The sequence below is a fragment of the Arthrobacter sp. P1_B11 genome (assembly GCF_056406715.1).
In genome coordinates this window covers 131830-148388 of the sequence record NZ_JBFTZQ010000010.1, presented here as the reverse complement: position 1 = coordinate 148388, position 16559 = coordinate 131830, and the positions used below count along the sequence as shown (strand labels likewise).

The 16559-nt window shown below is 67.7% G+C and carries 16 protein-coding genes; 12 read left to right on the top strand and 4 right to left on the bottom strand.

From position 1 onward, the window contains the following. The 4 genes from AC1D14_RS10940 (at position 1) to AC1D14_RS10925 (ending at position 2568) form a co-directional block, all read left to right on the top strand. A complete protein-coding gene (locus tag AC1D14_RS10940; protein WP_230119801.1) occupies positions 1-324 on the top strand; it encodes a DMT family transporter in 324 nt (107 codons plus the stop codon). Continuing rightward, positions 324-695 (top strand): DMT family transporter, encoded by a 372-nt coding sequence (locus tag AC1D14_RS10935; protein ID WP_230119802.1) that lies wholly within the window; start codon positions 324-326, stop codon positions 693-695. Before AC1D14_RS10940 ends, AC1D14_RS10935 begins: the two co-directional genes overlap by 1 nt. 99 nt (positions 696-794) lie before the next feature. Beyond that, a complete protein-coding gene (locus AC1D14_RS10930) occupies positions 795-1799 on the top strand; it encodes an aldo/keto reductase (RefSeq protein ID WP_230119803.1) in 1005 nt (334 codons plus the stop codon). A gap of 118 nt (positions 1800-1917) precedes the next feature. Beyond that, positions 1918-2568, top strand: coding sequence for an MBL fold metallo-hydrolase (locus AC1D14_RS10925; protein ID WP_230119804.1), 651 nt, complete (start codon positions 1918-1920; stop codon positions 2566-2568). A gap of 90 nt (positions 2569-2658) precedes the next feature. Here the strand turns inward: AC1D14_RS10925 and AC1D14_RS10920 are convergent, their stop codons facing one another. Beyond that, the gene (locus AC1D14_RS10920; protein ID WP_476968473.1) at positions 2659-4560 is read right to left on the bottom strand and encodes a DEAD/DEAH box helicase; all 1902 of its coding nucleotides are present in this window, start codon (positions 4558-4560) and stop codon (positions 2659-2661) included. A 427-nt stretch (positions 4561-4987) separates the two neighbouring features. On the opposite strand from AC1D14_RS10920, the gene AC1D14_RS10915 reads away from it, so the two are divergent. From AC1D14_RS10915 to AC1D14_RS10895, 5 genes are read left to right on the top strand one after another with little or no spacing between them, the layout of a single operon-like run. Further along, on the top strand, positions 4988-5335 hold the full coding sequence (locus tag AC1D14_RS10915; RefSeq protein ID WP_230119806.1) for a molybdopterin oxidoreductase: 348 nt from the start codon (positions 4988-4990) through the stop codon (positions 5333-5335). Then, positions 5335-7848: a nitrite reductase large subunit NirB gene (gene nirB, locus AC1D14_RS10910; protein ID WP_230119807.1), complete on the top strand. Its 2514-nt coding sequence runs from the start codon at positions 5335-5337 to the stop codon at positions 7846-7848. Before AC1D14_RS10915 ends, nirB begins: the two co-directional genes overlap by 1 nt. After that, positions 7845-8201 (top strand): Rieske (2Fe-2S) protein, encoded by a 357-nt coding sequence (locus tag AC1D14_RS10905; protein WP_230119808.1) that lies wholly within the window; start codon positions 7845-7847, stop codon positions 8199-8201. Before nirB ends, AC1D14_RS10905 begins: the two co-directional genes overlap by 4 nt. Before the next feature lie 40 nt (positions 8202-8241). Continuing rightward, entirely contained in the window at positions 8242-8637 is a 396-nt protein-coding gene (locus tag AC1D14_RS10900) for a DUF1801 domain-containing protein (protein ID WP_230119809.1), read from the top strand. A gap of 4 nt (positions 8638-8641) precedes the next feature. Further along, the gene (locus tag AC1D14_RS10895) at positions 8642-9376 is read left to right on the top strand and encodes an SAM-dependent methyltransferase (RefSeq protein ID WP_476968472.1); all 735 of its coding nucleotides are present in this window, start codon (positions 8642-8644) and stop codon (positions 9374-9376) included. Between the two features lie 12 nt (positions 9377-9388). Here the strand turns inward: AC1D14_RS10895 and AC1D14_RS10890 are convergent, their stop codons facing one another. Both AC1D14_RS10890 and AC1D14_RS10885 read right to left on the bottom strand, forming a co-directional pair. Beyond that, on the bottom strand, positions 9389-10750 hold the full coding sequence (locus AC1D14_RS10890) for an MFS transporter (RefSeq protein WP_230119810.1): 1362 nt from the start codon (positions 10748-10750) through the stop codon (positions 9389-9391). Between the two features lie 69 nt (positions 10751-10819). Next, positions 10820-11854, bottom strand: coding sequence for an Lrp/AsnC ligand binding domain-containing protein (locus AC1D14_RS10885; protein WP_476968471.1), 1035 nt, complete (start codon positions 11852-11854; stop codon positions 10820-10822). Positions 11855-11986: 132 nt separating this feature from the next. On the opposite strand from AC1D14_RS10885, the gene AC1D14_RS10880 reads away from it, so the two are divergent. Beyond that, positions 11987-13264 carry a M20 metallopeptidase family protein gene (locus tag AC1D14_RS10880; RefSeq protein ID WP_230119812.1) on the top strand — a complete coding sequence of 426 codons (1278 nt, stop codon included), beginning with the start codon at positions 11987-11989 and terminating at the stop codon, positions 13262-13264. Between the two features lie 25 nt (positions 13265-13289). Continuing rightward, positions 13290-14579 carry an MFS transporter gene (locus AC1D14_RS10875; protein ID WP_230119813.1) on the top strand — a complete coding sequence of 430 codons (1290 nt, stop codon included), beginning with the start codon at positions 13290-13292 and terminating at the stop codon, positions 14577-14579. A 52-nt stretch (positions 14580-14631) separates the two neighbouring features. Here AC1D14_RS10875 and AC1D14_RS10870 read toward each other — a convergent pair whose 3' ends face one another. After that, positions 14632-15888 (bottom strand): MFS transporter, encoded by a 1257-nt coding sequence (locus AC1D14_RS10870; RefSeq protein WP_230119826.1) that lies wholly within the window; start codon positions 15886-15888, stop codon positions 14632-14634. 238 nt (positions 15889-16126) lie between these two features. Here AC1D14_RS10870 and AC1D14_RS10865 point away from each other — a divergent pair, with 238 nt between their 5' ends. Beyond that, the gene (locus AC1D14_RS10865) at positions 16127-16522 is read left to right on the top strand and encodes a hypothetical protein (protein WP_230119814.1); all 396 of its coding nucleotides are present in this window, start codon (positions 16127-16129) and stop codon (positions 16520-16522) included. Positions 16523-16559 lie beyond the last annotated feature (37 nt).

Sequence of the window (16559 nt, the reverse complement as noted above, 5' to 3'; positions counted from 1 at the left end):
ATGTCGTGGTTCATTCTCATTTTCTCCGGTGCCCTTGAGGCTGTGTGGGCGGCGGCGCTGCACCGCACCTTCCAGTCTTCGGGCCGGCGCCGGATTGCCCCCGCAGCCCTTTTCCTCGCCTCGGTCCTGGCCAGCACGGGCGGCCTCGCCATCGCGATGCAGTCCATTCCCACCGGCACCGCCTACGCGGTGTGGGTCGGCGTGGGCGTCGTGCTGACGTCCGCTTACGCGATTGTCACCAGGGTTGAACGGCCGACGGCGGCCCGGCTGCTGCTGCTCGGCGGGATCGCCGCCTGCGTGGTTGGCCTGAAGGTGGTGGCGTGATGACCTCGAAACCTGGCACTGCCTGGCTCATCCTGCTGGCCTCCGCCGTCCTTGAGGCGGTCTGGGCGACGGCGCTGGGGCTGTCCGAAGGTTTTACCCGGCCGGTGCCTTCGCTCGTGTTTGCCGCGGCGGCGACGCTCAGCATGCTGGGCCTCGGCCTGGCGGTGAAACGCATCCCGCTCGGCACGGCCTACGCCGTCTGGGTGGGGATCGGCGCGGCGCTGACGGTCGGCTGGGCCATGGCCACCGGCGTCGAGCCTGTCAGCGTGCTCAAGGTGCTGTTCATCGCCGGGATCGTCGGTTGTGCCGCGGGACTGAAGCTGCTGCCTCCGGCGCCGTCAAGCACCGGCGCTGAACCTCCCCACCTTTGAGCGGCACTCCCGGCGCGTCCTGGAACGGGCTGCCGGAATACCTGCCCGGCCGCCTTGGTTCTTGGCTGGGACAGCACTTCCCTGGAGACGGAGATTGAGATGACGAACAACCTGGCAGCATCGTTGCACCTGGGCGACGGCCTCCCTGTCAGCCCCCTGGGGTTCGGCGGTATGGCGCTCACCCCCGTGTACGGCGAGGTGGACCTGGCCGAAGCCCTCCGGACCCTGCACCATGCGGTGGACGCAGGCATCAGCTTCATCGACACCGCCGATATTTACGGCGGCGGAAACAACGAAGAGCTGATCGCGCAGCTGCTCCGTGACCGCCGCGGTGAGGTCCAGCTGGCCACCAAATTCGGCCTCGTGGGCTCACCGTCCACTGGCTACAGTGACATCCGCGGGGATGCCGCCTACGTCAAGGCAGCCGTGGACCGCAGCCTGCAGCGGCTTGGCACGGACGTCATCGACCTCTACTACATGCACCGCCGCGACGTCCGGGTTCCGATCTCTGAAACCGTGGGCGCCATGGCGGAGCTGGTGGAGCAGGGGAAGGTCCGGCACCTGGGCCTGTCGGAAGTAACAGCCGATGAACTCCGGGAGGCCAGCACCATCCACCCCATCGCCGCCGTCCAGAGCGAATGGTCCATCTGGAGCCGGGATGTGGAACGCAACGTGGTTCCGGCAGCGGCCGAGCTTGGCGTGGGCTTCGTGCCGTATTCGCCGCTGGGCCGGGGATTCCTCACCGGAACCGTTGACGCCTCGCAGCTGGGTGAAAATGACTTCCGGCGCAAGATCCCGCGCTTCGCCGAAGGTGCGCTGGACGCCAACCAGCAAGTCGTGGCGGCAGTGCAGTCCGTAGCGTCGGAGCTGGCGTCCTCGCCGGCACAGGTTGCGCTGGCCTGGCTGCTCGCCCACGGCACGCGCCTTGGCCTGCCGGTCGTCCCGATTCCCGGCACGCGCAAAGCGCGCCGCATCGACGAAAACCTGGGCGCCCTTGCGTTGGAACTGACCCCGACGCAACTGGAGACGCTCGACGCAGCCGCGGACGCCGTCGTCGGCTCCCGGTCCGCTGATCCGCAGTGGGTGTCCCAGGGCCGCGAGTAGGCGGCGCACCGGCGGCAGACGCAGAAACGCCGCCCCTCCGCATTCCGATAGTGGAATCCGCGGAGGGCGCGGCGGCCCTGCAAGAGCGTCAGCGCTCAACCTTCGTAGACTGAAGCGCATGGACACGCTCATTCATTCACTCCGGAACATCACCATCCGCCGCATTTCTGTCAGCGAGATGGACAACAACGTGTATCTGCTCACCGCCAAGGAGTCCGGCGCGCAGCTGTTGATCGACGCCGCGGATGACCTGCCCGCAATCCAGGGCCTGCTCGCGGACGCTGCAGCGGATACAGCGGCAACGCCCAAACTGGCACTGATTGCCACCACGCACCAGCACTGGGACCATGTCCGTGCGCTTCCGGAGCTTGTGGCTGCGACCGGCGCCAAGACGGCGGCCGGCACGGATGACGCCCCCGGACTGCCGGTGCCGGTGGATGTGCTGCTGGACCACGGGGACGTCGGCAACTTCGACGGCTTCGACGTGACCGCAGTGCACCTGCGCGGGCACACCCCCGGCTCGGTGGCACTGGTGTACCAGGACCCGGAGGGCCCGGCCCACATCTTTTCGGGCGATTCACTGTTCCCGGGCGGCGTGGGCAACACCCAGAAGGATGCCGAACGGTTCAACCAGCTCATCACCGATGTGAGCGAGCGGCTGTTCGATGCCTACCCGGACGACACCATAGTGCACCCGGGCCACGGCAAGCCCACTACCCTCGGCGCGGAGCGTCCGCATCTGGAGGAGTGGCGCGCCCGCGGCTGGTGAGGCCTGAAACCTCATCGAGTGCTCCAGAACTGCCGTTATGAACCCTCTAAAAGGCAGTTACGGAGCACTCGATGGTGGTTGTGCGGGTTTTTAGCGGCTGCGGCGTTCGTTGGAAGCCGGAGCCGAGGCGCGGCGGGGGCCGCTGCGTGCCGGACGGCCTTCGCCGGAACGGCCGTTGCCGCCGCCTGCGTAGGATCCACCCGAGGTGCCGCCAGTGTTGGAGGACCAGACAGCCTTGTTGCCGCCGGTGTTACCGCCGGCAGCGCGCTGGCCGCCGGTGTTGCCGCCGCCGGTACGGGCGCCGGTGCCGGCAGGGGCTCCCGCGGCACGCTGGCCTGTTGCCGGGCGTCCGCTGCGCTGGCCGCCGGTCGCCGGACGGCCGGTGCCGCCACGGGGAGCATCGCTGCGGGTTATGCGGGATTCGGAACGTCCGTCCGAACCGCGGCCAGCCGACGGACGGCCACCAGCTGCTGGAACGTCGTTGCGGTGCGTGGACGCCGTGCCACGGCCACGTGCGTTGCGGCGTGCAGCTGCTGCTGCCTGGGCCCGGTCTTCGTTTTGCTCGATGACGCGGTCTGCGGCGTTCCGTGCGGCAGCCTGGCCTTCGTAGGCCGCGGCACGGCGCTCGGCGCGGGGAAGATCGGTGCGGGGAGCCTCGGCGGAAACACGTCCGCGTCCGCCGCGACCGCCCCGGCCACCCGTGGTGGGTGCAGCCTGGCGGCGTGCGCGTTTGCGCTCGGCGTTGGCACCGGTGGAGGTGCCGCCGCCGTGCTGTGCCGCCTTCGCGGCGAGCAGTGCGGCGCGGGTGCGCGGATCGATCTTGTCGGCCATTTCGCCCACCAGTTCTGCAACCAGCGGCGAGTTGGCGGTGACGCGCTCGAAGTTGACCTCGACGCCGGCAGCCTTCATCAGCTTTTTGACGTCCGACTGCTGCTCCGGGAGCGTCAGCGTGACCACGGTGCCGTCCGAACCGGCGCGTGCCGTGCGGCCCGAGCGGTGCAGGTAAGCCTTGTGCTCGGTGGGCGGGTCAACGTGGATGACCAGTTCGACGTCGTCCACGTGGACACCGCGGGCGGCGACGTCGGTGGCCACCAGGACGCGGACGTCACCGGAGGAGAACTCGGCCAGGTTCCGGTCACGGGCGTTCTGCGACAGGTTGCCGTGCAGATCGACGGCGGGGATGCCGGCGTCTGTCAGGGTCTTGGCCAGCTTGCGGGCGTGGTGCTTGGTGCGCATGAAGAGCACCCGGCGGCCGGCGCCCGAGGCGAGCTCGACGATCAGCTGCTTCTTGACGGTCTGGTCGTTGACCACCAGCACGTGGTGTTCCATGGTGGTCACCGCGGCCTGCGGATCGTCCACGGAGTGGGTCAGCGGGTTGGACAGGTAGCGCTGGACGATCTTGTCCACGCCGTTGTCCAGGGTGGCCGAGAACAGCAGGCGCTGGCCCTGGCTCGGGGTCATATCCATGAGCTTCTTGACCACGGGCAGGAAGCCGAGGTCGGCCATGTGGTCTGCCTCGTCCAGGACGGTGATCTCCACGGCTTCGAGCGTCAGGATGCGCTGGCGGATCAGGTCCTCCAGGCGGCCCGGGCAGGCGATGACGATGTCGACGCCGGCGCGCAGCGCCTTTTCCTGGCGGGCCTGGGAGATGCCGCCGTAGATCACGGTGGTGGTCAGGCCCATGGCCTTGGCCATCGGCTCGATGGTGGCGTTGATCTGGGTGGCCAGCTCACGGGTGGGTGCAAGAACGAGGCCCATGGGGCGGCCGGGCTTGCGGAAGTGCTTGGCTTCCCGCTCAGCGAGTCGTGCTACAAGCGGGATGGCGAAAGCAATGGTCTTGCCGGAGCCGGTGCGGCCGCGGCCCAGGACGTCGCGACCGGCAAGGGTGTCCGGAAGGGTCTTGACCTGGATGGGGAACGGTGTTTCGATCCCCTGTGCTGTCAGGGTGTCGGCGAGTGCCTTGGGCGTGCCGAGGGCAGCGAAAGTAGTCATGTGTTTATCAGGGTCTTTCAGGCGGTATCCAAGCGGATATCGGCCCCCGATGCCGGTTGGCTCAGGGGGTCGCCGAAGAAAAGTCAGGTGATCAACCGGCCGGTTTTTGCGGCTGGGACCAAATAGCGTTCATCGACGCAGGATGTGCCTCTCACATGAAAAAAGCCCACTCCCTGCCGGACGGATCCTAAGCGGGATTCCGGTTGATGGACCGGAACAAAGTGGGCATCACTGCACATCAAGTTCCACCAGTCTACCATCTGCGGCCTCCGCTCCCGGTCACTGCCCGAAAAGCAGGCGGTGGTGAGGAAGGTGTTATACGGAAATTACCTCGCGCGCGGAAGCGCGAAACAACCCCGGAGCACCATGGTCGTATGCCCGGCTGATCGCCACCAGGTCAGCGATTCTCTGCCGAAAGGATCTGACCGTGATCTTGAAGAACCTCTTCCTCCAGGGCATCTTCCCCTTCGACGGCGCCGGCCTGGAAAAGCCCGTGCCCATCCACAGCCAGCTGTCGCACTACGTTCCGGACGGAGTGATCAACCAGACGCTGTACTTCAGGGGCGGTAACTCCTCCCCGGAGCTGATCACGGTGGTCCTGATGCGGGACGGCATTCCCATGCGGTACTTCCCTATCGGTGCAAAGAGCGATGTCCACGTCCCGCTCCGCGTGGTGGAGGACATCGAGGGCGGCTCGCTGATCGAACTCAGGCTGCTGGCGGACACGGGTGTGAGCGGTTCAGTGGTGGTCGATCTGGGCATGGTGGAGCACTGATGACAGCGGTGGCGAGCCGGTCCGCCCGGACGAAAACTGTTGATTCCCGCCGTCGGCTCGTGGTGATCGGCAACGGCATGGCCGGGGCGCGGGCCGTCGAAGAGATCCTGGCCCGCGGCGGCGGCGTGCAGTACAGGATCACCATGTTCGGGGACGAGCCGTACGGCAACTACAACCGGATCATGCTCAGCCACGTCCTCTCCGGCGAGGAAAGCGCCGGCGATATCTTCCTCAATTCCCTGGCCTGGTACCGGGAGAACGACATCACGCTGCACGCGGGCGTCCGGGCAGAAAAAATCGACCGCTTCGCCAGGCTGGTATTTTCGGACGACGGCCGTGCCACGCCGTACGACGTCCTGGTCATTGCCACGGGCAGCCGCTCGCACCTGCCGCCGATGGACGGACTGTACACCCCCGGAGGGCTGCTGCGGCCGGGCGTTTTCGCGTTCCGCACGATCGACGACACACACGGCATGGTCTCCTACGCCCAGCAGGACCACCACCACCGGGCAGTGGTGATCGGCGGCGGACTCCTGGGGCTGGAAGCCGCGCGCGGGCTGCAAAGCCACGGCATCGACGTCGAGGTGGTCCACTCTGGAGGTCACCTGATGAACGCCCAGATGGGGCCCGACGGCGGCGCGGTCCTGCGGCGAAGCGTGGAAGCGCTCGGCATCAGGGTCCACACGGGCAGCCGGACCACGGCCATCCTGGGCGATGACAGGGTGCGCGGCGTCCGGCTGCGGGACATGCCGGACATCGGCTGCGACATGGTGGTGGTGGCGGCAGGCATCCGCCCCAACGTTGAGGTGGCCGTCACGAGCGGCCTGCCGGTGGAGCGGGCGATCGTGGTTGACGACCAGATGCGCGTGCCGGATGAGGACGAGATCTACGCGGTGGGCGAGTGCGTCCAGCACCGCGGCGAGGTGTACGGCCTCGTGGCGCCGCTATGGGAGCAGGCCTCCGTCCTGGCCGACCACGTTACGGGCGCCAATCCGAAAGCGGCCTACCTGGGCACCCGGACGGCCACGAAACTCAAGGTGGCCGGCGTCGACGTCGCCTCCATGGGGCTGCAGGCCCCGGAACGGGACACCGACGAACACGTGGTGTTCTCGGAGCCGAGCCGCGGAGTCTTCAAGTCCATCGTGATCCGGGACAGCAAGATCGTGGGTGCCACGCTGCTCGGGGACAGCCGCAAAGTGGCCTACCTGACGCAGGCGTTCGACCGCGGGCTGCCGCTGCCGGAGGAACGCGTCTCGCTGCTGTTCGACGTCGGCGGGCCGGCTGAGGAGGCGGGCGTGGCCGAACTGGGCGGTGACGCGCAGGTCTGCAACTGCAACGGCGTCAGCAAGCAGGCCCTGGTGGACACCGTGGCCGGCGGCTGCAACACGCTGGCCGGCGTGATGGACGCGACGCGCGCGGGCAAGGGCTGCGGCTCCTGCAAACTGCTGGTCCGGCAGGTGGTGGAGTGGGCCGCCGACGGCGCCGTGGCGGAAGATCCCGCGGCAAGCTACTACGTGCCGGGCGTGCCGCTGGAGAAGGCTGCCCTCATGAAGGCCATCCGCGAACAGAATCTGCATTCGGTGTCTGCGGTATTCGCCGCGCTGGCTCCCGGCGGAACCGAGGATGCGAAATCCAAGATGGGCCTGGCCTCGCTGCTGAAGATGATGTGGGCCGGTGAATACGTCGACGAGCGTGACGCCCGGTTCGTGAACGACCGGGTCCACGCCAATATCCAGCGGGACGGCACGTTTTCGGTGGTGCCGCAGATGAAGGGCGGCGTGACATCCCCTGAGCAGCTCCGCCGGATTGCCGACGTCGCGGACAAGTACAGGATTCCCATGGTGAAGCTCACCGGTGGGCAGCGGATCGACCTGCTCGGCGTTCCCAAGGAGGACCTGCCCAGGGTCTGGGCCGACCTCGACATGCCGTCCGGCTATGCCTACGGCAAGAGCTTCCGGACCGTGAAGACGTGCGTCGGCAAGGAGTTCTGCCGCTACGGGACCGGCGATTCCACCCGGCTGGGCATCGAGATCGAGTCGCGCTTCCAAGGCATCGAGTCGCCGGCGAAACTGAAACTGGCCGTGTCCGGCTGCCCGCGGAACTGCGCCGAATCGCTGGTGAAGGACGTGGGGGTGGTGGCCGTGGAGGGCGGCCGCTGGGAGATCTACGTGGGCGGCGCGGCCGGGGCCCACATCCGCAAGGGCGACCTGCTTGCCACCGTGGACAGCCCCGAGACCGTGAAGCTGCTGACCGGCCGCTTCATGCAGTACTACCGGGAGCGCGCCAACTGGCTGGAGCGCACGTACGCGTTTGTGCCGCGCGTCGGCATTGAGCACCTCCGGTCGGTGATCGTGGACGACGCCGAAGGGATCGCCGCGCAGCTCGACGCCGCCATGCAGGAGTCCGTCGACGCCTACGTCGACCCCTGGACCGAACGCGACGATCCGTTCACCCCCGGCCAGTTCCGCACTTCGCTCCCGCTTGAGGTTCTTCCCCAGGTGCCGGTCCGATGAGCACGGGACTCTCCAAAACGGGACTCTCCGACGCCGGGCAGAGCGCCGGCCTGCACGTCCTCGGCCGGCTGGACCAGGTTCCCGTCGGCGAGGGCCGCGCGTTCGGCGTCGACGGTGAGCAGATCGCGGTATTCCGGCTCAGGGACGGGTCCCTCCGGGCGCTTTCCGCTGTCTGCCCCCACAAGGGCGGCCCCATAGCCGACGGCACCATCGACCAGGCCCTGGTGATGTGTCCCCTGCACCAGCACTCCTTCGAGCTGGACACCGGCTGCTCCACCACCGGAGCCGGCCCGCTGCGCAGCTATCCGGTGCACGCGGACGGCGAGGGGAACATCATCCTGCAGCTCCCCTGACACTGTCTCCAACTGCGGATTGTGTGGCAGGGTGTTCCCCATGGACTACACCGCAGATCCGCGCGTGGACGCCTACATTGGCGCGCTTCCCGAATGGCAGCAGGCGGTGTGCCGGGAAGTCCGCGAGCTGGTCCATGCCGCCGATCCGGAAGTGACGGAGACCATCAAGCGCACGCGGCAACCCTACTTTGAACTCCAGGGCAACATCTGCGCCCTCCTCGCGGCCAAGGACCACGTCAACGTCTTCCTGTACGACGGCGGGATCGTGCCTGACCCGGGCCACCTCATCACCGGTGGACACGAGAACAAGACGGCCCGCACGGTGGCCTTCTACGAAGGCGAAGCGATCAATGCACCTGCCCTGACGGAACTGTTCAGGGCTGTCATCGCCAACAACCGCGCCGGCGGCTGGCGCAAGATCAAGAGCGGCGGATAACCGGATGCCTTCACCTTCCCACCAGCATTCCGCGGACGGCGCCAATGCAGAGCACTACGCGGCAAAGAACGACGGCGCCGCCCACCTTTGGGACGAAATGTACCGGAGCCGTCCGCGCATCTGGAGCGGACGGCCCAACCCGCAACTGGTCGCTGAAACGGCCGGGCTGAGACCGGGAACGGCTTTGGACCTCGGCTGCGGCGAAGGTGCCGATGCCCTGTGGCTCGCCGGACGGGGCTGGACGGTGACCGCGGTGGACGTGTCCGCCGTCGCGCTGGAACGGGCCGCCGCGCATGCAGCGGAATTAGAGGCGGGCCGCCGCATCACCTGGCTGCGGCAGGACCTGGAGACGTGGAAACCGCAGGAACAGTTTGACCTCGTCTCCGCGCAGTTCCTGCACTCCACGGAAATGCCGTGGCAGCGGTCCCACCGGATTGCCGCGGGCGCGGTGCGGCCGGGCGGCACACTGCTGATCGTGGGGCACCATCCGGAGGGGTTGCCACCCTGGTCCGGTCATAGCCATTCCGACGACGGCGGAGCGGGCCACGCGGCGGGACGGTTTTTCACGGCGGAGGAGCTCGTGTCCGAGCTCAGGCTGACGGCGCCGGAATGGCGGGTGGACGTGGCTGAGGCCAGGGAACGCGAGGCCACCGGCCCGGACGGACAGATGGCGCTCCTGGCCGACGCCGTGCTGCGCGCCACCCGGGCAGACGCCTACAAAGTGCTCCCCCGCCTCTAACAGGCTCCGGCGCTAGTCGGCCACCCGGGGTGCAATGGCCACAGCGGCTGCGGCGACCGCGGCCGTCAGGGCGAACACCCCGGCGAACGATGCCGCCGTCGTCGTAAACGCGGTGAACACGATGCCGGTGGTGGCGAGGGCGAGGGCACCGCCGAGGGAATCGGAAATGGACATCGCCGAGCTGTTGAAGCCTTCCGTGTCCGGCGTCGAGAGCGCGAGCGTCATAACGCTCAGCCGCGGATACATCAGTCCCATGCCGCCGCCGGCAAGGATCCAGCCGGCGATCGCGATGGCGGCCGGCCAGCCGAAGGCGGTGGTCACCAGGGCGAGGACTATCGCGGACAGCACCAGCAGCGAACCGATCCGGACCGCGACCGGGCTCGGCAGCCGTCCGCCGAGGCGACCCTGGATACCGGAGGCCGCGGCCCAGGCGAGAGCTCCCCCGGTCAGCGTGAGTCCGGCGAAGGTGGGCGAGAAGGCGTAGCGGTCCACCAGCAGGTACGGCAGGTAGACTTCGGCGCCGAAGAACGCGGCCGACGCCAGTCCCCGGGTAAGGATCACGCTGGGCAGCCCGCGGCGGGCGGTCAGGGTTCCGCGGGGCACCAATGGCCTGACGGCCAGCAGGGCAACCACGACGGCGGCAGCCGCGACGAGCGCGCCGGCCACCGGAATCCGGGAGGACAGGTTCAGGCCCAATACCGCGATGGCGGCGAGGGCAGCCCAGGCCAGCCGCCCGAAGGCCCACGGTGCCAGCTGCTCCTCCGGTCCCGACCGGACCCCGCGCAGCGCCGGGACCAGCATGGCCAGGGCGGGGACAACGAGGGCCACCACGCCGAGGAACACCCACTGCCAGCCGGCCAGCTGCGCCACGAGTCCGGCGGCAAACGGCCCCACCAGGGACGGGATGACCCACGCTGCGGAGAACGCGGCGAAGATTTTAGGATGAAGCTCGGGCGGATAGGCGCGGGCCACCACCACGTAGAGGGCCACGGTCATGGCGCCGCCGCCCAGGCCCTGGACCAGCCTGCCAGCGACCAGGACGGCCATGCTGCCGGACGTGCCCGCAATCAGCAGCCCCAGAACGAACACGGCCACGGAAGCGTACAGCGGCGCCAGAGGACCCCGCCGGTCGGACCAGTTGCCGGCGCCCACCATGCCGATCACCCCGGTGGCCAGCGGGCCGGCAAACGCCAGGGCGTACAGGCTTGCCCCGTCGAGCTCGCGGCTGACGATCGGCATGATGGTGGTCACGGCCAGCGATTCGAAGGCGGCCAGGAACACCAGGGCGCACGAGCCGACGGTCACCAGGAGATAGGGGTGCCGGAGGATCCCTGCGGCGGGTGCTGCGGAAAGTGGCGGGGCGGATTCGTGCACGGCGACAGCATGCCACACGAGGCGGCGCAACGCACCCGGCACAGGTCCGCTGCGCTGGGAACCCGCGGGCTAATACGCGAGCTCGAGGCCCCCGGCATCGACGACGACCGCGCCGCTCGCCGTGGAGTCCTTGTTAAGCAACCAGCCGACCCGCTTCACGGTGCTGAGCATGACGACGCTTTCGACCAGCTCGATGCCCGGGACCTTCTGCTGCAGGGCGACTTCGGCGGTCATGACGTCGGCCAGCGACTGGAGCCACATGATGATCACGAAATTGGTGGGCCCCGTGGTCGAGGCGCTGAGGCGCACGTTCCGGATGGTCCGGATCTCCGCGGCGGCGGCCTCATGCTGGCCGGCCGGAACGTTGACAAACCACTGGCAGGTGACCGGGTAGGACGAGTACCGCTGCGCCACCTCGCACCGCAAGGACAGGATTCCGCTGGCGAGCACGCGGTTCAGCTGGCGCTGCACAGTGGCAGGATTGCGGCCCAGGGCGCGCGCGATGTCTGCCGCGGTTGCGCGCCCATTCTTGGCCAGGTACGGAAGCAGATCCAGGTGGCTCGCGGGCAGCGGTTCCCGGGCGGCGCCCTGGCGCTCGGTGCCGGGACCAGCGGGGCGCGCGAGTTCCCGAAGAGCCGCCTGTTGCGCCCGGCTCAGCACGTTGAGCCGCCAGGCATCGCCGCCGGTGTGCAGCCGGGTGCACAGTGCCGTCTGGTACTTCACCAGGCCCTCGATGTCTTTCAGCCGGGACACCACATTGGTGCTGAATTCCTCCAGCGACCGGGTAATGACGGTGAGCATCAGGTCGCGGTTGCTGGCGGCCTCCTCCACCGTGACGATCTCCGGCATCGCCGCCAGGCTGGCCGTGACACGTTCCCGGCGGTTCATCTCGCAGTCCACGGCCACGAAGGCGAGGCACATCTGCTTGGGGTCGCCGATGAGATGGGCCGTCACCCACGAGGCCCCGCCGGAGCGCAGCCGCTCCCACCGGTTGGCAAGCGTCGTGGCGTGAACGCCCAGAACCCCGGATGCATCCGCCCAGCTGAGCCGGGGCGCGATCTGCAGGGCGTTGATGAGAACCAGGTCATCCTCGCTGAGCTCCAAATGAGCCTCCGTCCTGCATGAATCCTGCAGATAATCCAATACAAATGCATTCTTCCAGCACTTCTTCGGAGTGTGAAGCAGGCCACTTCAGAATAGACGCACCGAGCATAAAACCGAAGACAAGGAGTGCACGTGCCAATTGCCGCCGATGCCCAGGAACTGCAGGGAGACCTCGCCAGGCTCCGCCACGACTTGCACCGGGAGCCGGAGATCGGCCTGGAGCTGCCGCGGACGCAGGAAAAGGTCCTCAAGGCCTTGGACGGGCTGCCCTTCGAGATCACCCTGGGCAAGGACACGACGTCCGTCACCGCGGTCCTGCGCGGCGGCTCACCCGGCGCCGCCGGCACCACCGGGGCTGACCGGCCCGCAGTCCTCCTCCGCGCGGACATGGACGGGCTGCCAGTCCAGGAGAAGACCGGCGTCCAGTACACCTCCACCATCGACGGCGCCATGCACGCGTGCGGCCACGACCTCCACACGTCCATGCTGGCAGGAGCCGCCACGCTGCTGGCAGAACGCCGGGACCAGCTGGCCGGCGACGTGGTGCTGATGTTCCAGCCGGGCGAGGAGGGCTTCGACGGTGCGAGCTACATGATCCGTGAGGGCGTTCTGGACGCACCCGGCCGCCGGGTGGACGCCGCCTACGGCATGCACGTCTTCTCCTCCCTCGAGCCCCACGGCACGTTCTGCACGAAGCCGGGCGTCATGCTCAGCTCCTCCGACGGGCTGGTGGTCACCGTGCTGGGCGCCGGAGGCCATGGCTCAGCCCCGCATTCGGCCAAGGACCCCGTCACGGCGGCGGCCGAAATGGTGACGGCCCTGCAGGTCATGGTCACCCGGCAGTTCAACATGTTCGATCCGGTGGTTCTGTCCGTGGGCGTGCTCCACGCCGGCACCAAGCGCAACGTCATCCCGGAAACGGCGCGCATCGAGGCCACGATCCGGACGTTCTCCGAAGAGTCCCGGCAGAAGATGATGGACGCTGTGCCTCGTCTGCTCAAGGGTATCGCCGCCGCACACGGGCTCGACGTGGACGTCGACTACCAGCAGGAATACCCCCTCACCATCACGGACGAGGACGAAACGCACACGGCCGAGAACGTCATCGCGGGCCTCTTCGGCGAATCGCGGCTCGCGCGCTGGGCCACCCCGCTCAGCGGCTCCGAGGACTTCTCCCGGGTGCTCGCCGAGGTGCCCGGCACCTTCATCGGCCTGAGCGCCGTGCCCCGGGATGCGGACCACGCCACCTCCCCGTTCAACCACTCACCGTACGCAACGTTCGACGACGGCGTGCTGGCTGACGGGGCCGCGCTCTATGCCGAACTCGCCGTTTCGCGGCTGGCCACGCTGTCTGCGGCGGCGTCCCCCGCCCGCGCCTCCGCCGTTCCGGCCGCCGCCTCGGCCTCCTAGCCCCGCCCACCTGAGGAAGAGAACCATGACCACCACCTTTAATCAGCAGCGCACGGGCCGAGCGTCCACCGCGAAGACCATCATCGGCACAGGCATCGGCAACGCAGTCGAATGGTACGACTGGGCCATCTACGCCACGTTCACCCCATTCATCGCCAGCCAGCTGTTCAGCAAGGCGGATCCGGCGTCGGCGGTGCTGTCCACCTTGGCGATCTTCGCTGTCGGCTTTGTGGCCCGGCCGTTCGGCGGGTTCCTCTTCGGCTGGATCGGCGACAGGGTGGGCCGCAAGACCTCCATGACGCTCGCCGTCGGGCTGGCGTCTCTGGGCAGCCTAATGATCGGCGTTGCGCCGACGTTTGCCAGCGTCGGCGCGTGGGCTTCACTCATGCTCCTGGTGGCCCGGCTTGTTCAGGGCCTGGCGCACGGAGGCGAGCTGCCGTCGTCGCAAACGTATCTGTCCGAGATGGCACCCAAGGAGCGCCGCGGCTTCTGGGCGACGCTGATCTACACCTCGGGCACGGTGGGCATCCTGTTTGGGACGCTGCTGGGGGCGGTCCTGAACATGGCGCTGAGTACCGAGGTCATGAACGCCTGGGGCTGGCGCATTCCGTTCCTGATCGGCGCCGCCATGGGCCTGTACGCGCTCATCATGCGGTCCAGGCTGCACGAGTCGGACGTGTTCGAAGGCGAGACAACCACCGAGAAGCGCGCGCCGATCTGGCCGCAGATTGTCCGATACCGCAAGCAGGCGCTGCAGGTCATCGGGCTGACGGTCGGCCTCACGGTGATCTATTACATCTGGGGTGTGGTGGCGCCGAGCTATGCCACCACCGCCCTGAAGATCGACCGCGGCGAAGCGCTGTGGGCCGGCGTGGTCGGCAACATCGTGTTCATCGCCGCCCTGCCGTTCTGGGGCAAGCTGTCCGACCGGATCGGCCGCAAGAAGGTCCTGTGGGCCGGCGCCATCGGTGCGGCCGTGATGCACTTCCCCATGACCTGGCTGCTGAAGGATTCTGCCTGGCAGCTGGCGGTCAGCATGTCCGTGATGCTCATCTTCATCGCCGCGAGCGCGGCCATTGTGCCCGCCGTCTACGCGGAGCTGTTCCCCACCAGCATCCGGACCGTGGGCGTGGGTGTGCCGTATTCCATCTGCGTGGCGGTGTTCGGCGGAACAGCTCCCTACCTGCAGCAGTGGCTTGGCACGACGCTCCAGCTGCCCAACCTGTTCAACGTTTATGCGGTGGTGCTTCTGGCGATCAGCGCGGCGTTCATCTTCACCATCCCCGAGACCAAGGGCAAGGACCTGACGCACTAGCCAGCTGGCAATCCGCTGGTTGAGCTTGGTCCAGGCAGGCTTAACCAGCGAGTCAGATGAAGCGGTTCCGCCCGGCCCGGTATCCGAAGAAGGCGGCAAGCGAACCCACCACGAGGAACAGCACGCCGGCAGCAGTGAACGAGCCGGTGGACTGGTGCAGCTGGCCCACCAGGAGCGTTCCCGTTGATCCCAGCCCGTAGCCCACGCCCTGCATCATGCCCGACAAGTGTGCGGCTGCTTGCCCGTCCCGTGTGCGGAGCATGATCATGGTCAGGGCCACGGCCGTGAGACTCCCCTGGCCCAAGCCGAGAAGGCCGGTCCACACCCAGATCAGCTCCTGCGGACCGAAGATGCTCAGCGCGAAGCCGCCGCCGGTCATGAGCGCCACCACGGTGTTGATGATGCGCTGGTCACGAAACCTCGCGGCCAGGGCGGGTGCGAAGAGCGAGCCCAGCATCTGCAGCACGATCGATGCGGACACGATCAGCCCGGCCGTGCCGCCGTCCACCCCGCGTTCGCGGAGGATCGGGGCCAGCCAGGCAAAAACGCTGAAGGACATCATGGCCTGCAGCACCATGAAGATGGTGACCTGCCAGGCGATTGCGGAGCGCCACACGTTCACGCCGTCGTGAACGGCTTTGTGTTGCCCGTTCCGCTGCCGTACGGCGACCGGCAGGAAAAGCAGAAGAACGACGGCGGCCGGCAACGCCCAGAACCACAGCGCCGAGGTCCACTGTCCCGTCGCGATGAAGACCGGGTAGGTGAAACCCGCACCGAGGGCAGCGGACGCACAGATGGCCGTGGTGTACAGGCCGCCCATTAGGCCCAGCCGGTGCGGAAAATCACGCTTCACGAGCCCGGGCAGCAAGACATTGCACAGGGCAATCGCCGCCCCGCACGCGGCCGTACCTGCGAGCAAGGTGGGCAGGTGCCCGCCGCCTGGGACTTCCACCGGGCGCAGGAGGAGCCCGGCCGTCAAAACGGCCATTGCACCGAGCAGCACGCGCTCGGCACCGAATCTTCTCCCCAGCACGGGTGCCAGCGGCGCGAACACGCCGAGAAGCGTTACCGGGACAGTGGTGAGCACAACGACTGTCCAGCCAGGCAGTCCGGCGTCCGACGTTATTTCGGGGAGCACGGCCGAAAAACTTGAGAACACCGTGCGTAGGTTCAGCCCAATCAGCACCAGGCACAGGCCAAGGTATGCCAGCGCCCGCGGGCCGCCAACCTGCGTGGGTTCGGCGGCAGGGATTTCATCGATCTCGGCGTCCACCAGCATGCCAGGACGCCTGCCAGTCGCTCCGGGCATTTCTTGGTTCGTCGCTGCTGTGTTCTTCGCTTCCCTCACTCGCCCATTCTTACAGGCGCTCAGGCAGCGGCGGTCCTTGTCCAAACAGGCCGGACTGGGGCCCAACGAGCCAGCCGGACGCCCGGGGGGCAGTTATCCACTTAGGCAAAAAAGCCAGTCACGTCTGCCCGGGTCCGCGAATAGTGTGGACTGAAAGTTTCCGGTTCCGTGTCATCAATCGCCAACTGTTGGGAGACCCATGAGCTTTCCAAATGCGCCGATGTACCGCGACGGGCCCCAGCCTCCCCGTGACGATCAGCAGGGCTCCGGGGAGGGGAGCGCGAGTCTCGTGTTTAGTGTTCTGGCCATCCCCAGCATGGTCCTCACGGCTGTGCCCACCGTATTCGCCGTTCTGTTTACGCGGCCGGACACCGGCACCAGCGGCCTGGATTGGGTGGCGCCGGCGGTGTTGTTTAGCCTGCCCGTGCTGTTCGGACTCCTTGGCACGGTCCTTGGCATCCTCGCGGTCAGACGGAACCACAGTGGCACCAAGGCCTGGAGAAGCGGGGTCGCCGGGTTATGGATCGTAGGGACGGAGGCCGCCTTTTTCATCATCCCGGCGGTCGTCCAAGGCATCATCACCCTCATGTCCTGAACCGCTGGAGAGCCCTTTTCACATCACGTACGCCCGC